General features: G+C 64.6%; 4 protein-coding genes and 1 pseudogene. All 5 read right to left on the bottom strand.

Features of this window, described 5'->3' with window-relative positions:
- Positions 1–723, bottom strand: a pseudogene (locus Q0072_RS01700) (transposase); the annotation flags it as partial.
- A 53-nt stretch (positions 724–776) separates the two neighbouring features.
- Complete coding sequence (locus Q0072_RS01695) at positions 777–1,175, bottom strand: hypothetical protein (protein ID WP_298324833.1); 399 nt, start codon at positions 1,173–1,175, stop codon at positions 777–779.
- Positions 1,176–1,240: 65 nt separating this feature from the next.
- A complete protein-coding gene (locus Q0072_RS01690) occupies positions 1,241–3,268 on the bottom strand; it encodes a ParB/RepB/Spo0J family partition protein (RefSeq protein WP_298324831.1) in 2,028 nt (675 codons plus the stop codon).
- A 95-nt stretch (positions 3,269–3,363) separates the two neighbouring features.
- Positions 3,364–4,560, bottom strand: coding sequence for a DUF932 domain-containing protein (locus Q0072_RS01685; protein ID WP_298324829.1), 1,197 nt, complete (start codon positions 4,558–4,560; stop codon positions 3,364–3,366).
- A 96-nt stretch (positions 4,561–4,656) separates the two neighbouring features.
- Positions 4,657–4,896, bottom strand: a complete 240-nt coding sequence (locus Q0072_RS01680; RefSeq protein WP_298324828.1) for a helix-turn-helix transcriptional regulator — start codon at positions 4,894–4,896, stop codon at positions 4,657–4,659.
- Positions 4,897–5,092 lie beyond the last annotated feature (196 nt).

The following is a 5,092-nucleotide window of genomic DNA, read 5'->3' as shown; positions in this document are numbered from 1 at the left end:
GGTTGGAGCGCATGACGATCACCTTGCCGTCATGCGCCAGATCGGGCCGCTCCTCATATTTGCGGGCCAGCAGCAGGTTGTTGGCCTGCATGATGCGATAGACCCGCTTGTGGTTCACCGGTGCGGCGCCGTTCTCCCGCAACTGCCGGTTCAGCAGCGCCGTGATCCGGCGATAGCCATAGGTCGGCCGGGCCGCCACCAGGGCGGTGATCATGGGCACGATCACCGCGTCCCCGGCCTTGTGGTAGCGACCGCGCGGCCGGGTCCGGCCCGCCAGCCGATCAACCAGATTGGACCGGGCCACGCCCAGCGTTTGGGCCACCGCCTTCACCGCGAACCGCCCTTCAGCGGCGACCGCGCGAGCAAGATCGGTTTTTTTGAGCGCGACTTTTCCAGCGCGTCGCGCAAGATCTCTGCCTCCAGCACCTTGCGGCCGAGCTGGCGTTCCAACTCCCGCACCCGTTCCTCAAGCTGCCGGACAATTTTGTTGCTGGTCACATCGTCATCGTCCGCCACGGCCACGCTCCCGCCCTCCAGCATCAGACGCCGCCAACGATACAGCAGGTTCGGCGCTACGCCATGACGGCGGGCCACAACGGAGATACTCGACCGACCGTCCAGCGTCTCCTCCACGATCCGCAGCTTCTCCGATGCCGTCCAGCGGCGACGGCGACCTCCGTCCGTGATGATCTCAATCTCAGGCATAAGCACATGCTCAGGGATATCCCCAAGCCTCCCTGGCTAGGCCTGAATGTCCGGTCCAAACGGGGGCCAGTTCAGCGTTCCGCCAAGGTGCCGGGCAAAGGCTGGCTGGCCGCAAAGACGCGGCGGCAAGCCTCGGGCGAGCCGGTGGAGGCCATCGCTGCTGCGACCGTTCCGCTGATCGGCAGCGGCAGACGCAGCACCGCCCGTGCTTCCACCATGGCCTCACCGATGGACAAGCCACGGTTCAACGCGATCAAGTCCAGCAGGTCGCCATGCTCCCCTGTGGCAGCATCGGTCCAGGACCCGGCGCTGGGGCCCGTCAGGCGGACATAGAGGCTGCGCCCCCGATGGCCCTGGACATCACCAACCAGCCAATAGCACCCCTGCCGCCGACCATTGGGCAGAAGCTGACGGCAGATGGCCTCAGCATCGCGGGCCAAGCGGCGGGACAGATCGCCAGCACTTTCCATGGGACACCTCCCCATAGGAAAGGCCCGGCACTATGGCCGGGCCAAGGGTGGAGGGTGTCAGTTCATTACGCCGCAACGGGCAGGCTGGCATCGGCCTCCGCTGCGGTGTTGTCCGCCGGGTGAGTGATTTCCCCCTTCGGCTGTCCCGTCTTGCGCAGCAGTTCCGGCAGCCATCCCGTACCCGCCAGCAGTTCCTGCGCATGGGCCGCCATGTCGGGCTTTTTCAGATGCTCGATGCGCTGGGCCGCCTCTGCCCCCTTCGCCTCGCGGACAGCTTCCAGGATGCGCGCCTTGGTGACGCGGCCTAGGAAATTGTCCACGGTCGGCACCCACCCGGCGGTGGCCATATCCAGGTCCAGCACGCCTGCCAGCGTATCGGCATGGTTCAGGCGGCCATTGTGGCGGTTCCAGTTTTCATGCACGGCATTCACCGTGCCCGCCACGCAATGGGCAAACAGGGCCGCCCGGCTGTCGGCATCAAAACCCACCAGCACATCCCACAACTCGGTGGCCCGCGCCGGCATCTGCTGCCGCCAGTTCTCATGCCGGTCCACGATGGCGGTGGCGGCGGCACAGTCGCGCAGGCTGGGTTCTTGGAGCACCGGCACCGTGCCGCGGGCGCTGATTTCCAGGCAACTGGCATAGGAGCCGGGATAGAAGGTCTCCAGGCACAGCGCGTGCAGTACGGCCAGAAACGCCGTGTCGGGGTCCCGCGCCAACGCATCGCGCAGGGCCAGGGTGCGATGGGTGGTCAGTTCCATCACCAGCCGGTCGGACAGGGGCTTCATGCCCTCATCCTCGGGTTCCGGCTCCTGGCTGACACTGGTGCCGGTATAGGCGGCATGGGCAGCAGCGGACTGAGTGACATCGCATTCCGCTGCGCCACCCTCCGGGATAGCTTCCTCCACCGGCGGTTCATCCTCGCGGCGTACAAAACCGCGTTCCACCCGCAATTCCCCTTCCGCGTTGACACGGACATAGCAGCCGGCCCGCGCCATCTCTTGTGGATCGAAACGTTCAGGCCGCTCTTCCAACTGCGCGATTTCAGCCGCCAGGGCCGTCAGCCGTTGGTCGACCTCTTCAGGGATGTCCTCGCCCGTGTCATGCTCTTCGGCCAGCCGTTCATATTCGGCCGTCAATTCGGCGTACCGCGCCTCCTCAGCCTCCGTCCGGGGGACGATCTCCGCCTTCAGGCGGCGCTGCCCGACGGTATGGCCATAGAGGAAATCGACATTCACCTCGACCCATTTCCACCCCTCCGCCATCACCGCCTCGGCGGCCTTGGCCAGCTTTTCTGTGACCAGCCGTTCCAGCAGCGGCACGTCGCCGAGCCAGCCACCGTCATCCGGCGTGAACAGGTCGCGCATGATCGGACCACCGGCGGCGATATAGGCTTCCAGCCCGACAAAGCGGGCGCGCTTGTCATAGGCTGGGATGCTGCTGGCCGTCAGGGCGCGGCGGATGTGATAGGGCTCCTTCTGCCAGGGCTGGGTCAGCGATGCCCAGACCTGTTCCTGCCGCTCATGGCTGTCGCTGACGCTGAAGGCCATCAGCATGTCGAGATTCATGCCATCCTCGGCATAAATCTCCAGCAGCTTGGGCGAGACAGACGCCAGCCGCAGACGCTGTTTCACCACCGCAGGGGTGACAAAGAAGCGGGCGGCGATGTCTTCTTCGCTGAGGCCCTTGTCCATGAGCGTCTGGAAGGCGCGGAACTGATCCAGCGGGTGCAGCGCCACCCGTTGCAGGTTCTCCGCCAGACTGTCCTCCTCACCCAGTCCCTCAGTGCGGATGATGCAGGGGATGGGGGCATTGCGGGCTAGGCGCTTCTGCTTGACCAGCAGTTCCAACGCCCGGTACCGACGCCCACCGGTGGGGACCTCATACAGCCCGGTCTCATTGCCCTCCCCGTCAACCTGCGCCCGCACCGAAAGGCTTTGCAGCAGGGTCCGGCGGGCAATGTCCTCGGCCAGATCGGCGATGGACACGCCCGCCTTGACGCGGCGGACATTGGCCTGGGACAGGACCAGCTTATTGAAGGGAATATCCTGGGACCGGCTCAGGATGATCTTGTCAGCAGCTTTGGTGGCCATGGGTTTTCTCCATGACGGGCCGGTGGAAGCCTCTCTCCCATCCTGGTGCCCGTCACGAAGCCCCCGGCCTCCTCTGCCTTTATGCCCGCCGCCGGTCAGGCAACCCGGTCCAGCAGCTTCTTGGCCCTGGCCTCCATGTCCAACCGCGCATCCTGGTGCGGCTTGTCGCGGGCCACCGCCGTGATGCCCTGGACAAAGTCGAAGATGCTCTCCGGCTTGCGCCCCTCCTCCGCCAGCACGGTTTCGATGATCTTGCCCGTCTCGGCCTTGGAAAAGCCGCGCTTGCGCAGGAACTCCTCCCGATCATCGTCGCAGCGCGCAACGATCTGTTCACGCGATGCCTTGATACCGTTGATGAAAGGCATGGGCGAGGAATTGGCAAAGCGGGTCAGGGCGGGGGCCGCCTCATGGGCAAAGCGCGAGGCGGCATATTTGGAATGGCGGATGGTGATCTCCTGGAAATCTTCGACACCCCAGAGGTTCCGGTTCTGACAGACCGCGCGCAGATAGAAGCTGGCCATGCCCAGGGTCTTGGCCCCCACCTCGCTGTTCCAGCAATAGAAGCCCCGGAAGTAGAGATCCGGCGACCCATCGGGCAGCCGCCCCGCCTCAATCGGGTTCAGATCATCGACCAGGAACAGGAAGACATCACGGTCGCTGGCATAGAGCGTGGTCGTATCCCGCGTGATGTCCACACGCGGATGATAGATGCCGGTCGACCAGTCCAGCACACCCGGCACCTTCCAGCGCGTATCGCCGGTGCCATTGCCGGCAATGCGCTGCACCGCCTCAACCAGCTCATGATCAAAGATGCGGCCATAGTCCGGCCCGGTGACGGCGCGCAGCTCAACGCGACCGTCTTCGATCTCCAGGGTCTTGACCTGTTCCGCCCTATGCGAGGTCAGTCCATATTGCAGATTGATCCCGGCCAGTGCCGCCGGAAGCTGGCGGAGATAAGCGGCGGGTGCGCCGACCAGCCCTGCCAACTGCCCGAAGCTCCAATGGGTGGGTGCCACCGGGCGCTCACCCCCCGGCAGCAGCAGCGACAGCCGTTCCGGCGCATCACGGTGCGCCTCCACCCTGATATCGGCACTGGCCAGGGTACGTGTCCGGCTGCGATCCGTGCGGGTCTTGACCGACGCATACAGGTCGGACAGGGACAGGAACCGCTCATCATCGGGCCGCGAGAACCATTCCGACGATACCCGGCTGTTGCGCTGCCCACGGTTCACATCCACGCGGTAACCGCGCCCGGTATCACGGGGATTGTCGAGGATTTCCACCTGGGTCATGGCAATTCTCCATGACGGGTGCCGAAGGCCACTCCTCCAGCCCAACCCGTCATGAAAGCCCAAGCCGCCTCTGACTCTGTTACACCCGCCGCCCGGTCAATCCAGGTCCGAGGCTAGGCGCACGCCCTCCCCCACCCCGTCCGACGCCGAGATGAAGATAATCCCGGCCTTGGTGAGGGTGTTCTCCAACGCTTCCAGGGTAGAGGTGCGCGTAGACACCTCGTTGCGTTCCAAGCGTGCGACCGCCTTGACAGAAACGATAGCCTCGTCGGCCAGCTTTTGCTGGGACCAACCAAGGAGAGCGCGGGCAGCACGGATTTGACGGAGCGAGATCATGGCTCCGATCAAAGCAAAGCCGGTGACAAGGCGGTAAATAAGGGCTATTTTCGCCCTTATTGAGCCTATACAGGATCGGCCCCCCTGCATGTCACTCGCTGATTATTCAGACCGGATGGTCTTCGCCCTTGCCATGGTCGGCGTGCCGCATTTACAGCGGATTCACCAGCCCGGCCATCGCAGCTTGCTGGTCAGT

Origin of the sequence: Asticcacaulis sp., assembly GCF_027484505.1 — a bacterium.
Lineage (GTDB): Bacteria > Pseudomonadota > Alphaproteobacteria > Caulobacterales > Caulobacteraceae > Asticcacaulis.
Note: the sequence above shows the minus strand (reverse complement) of the source record. Positions and strands in the feature narration are given on the sequence as shown.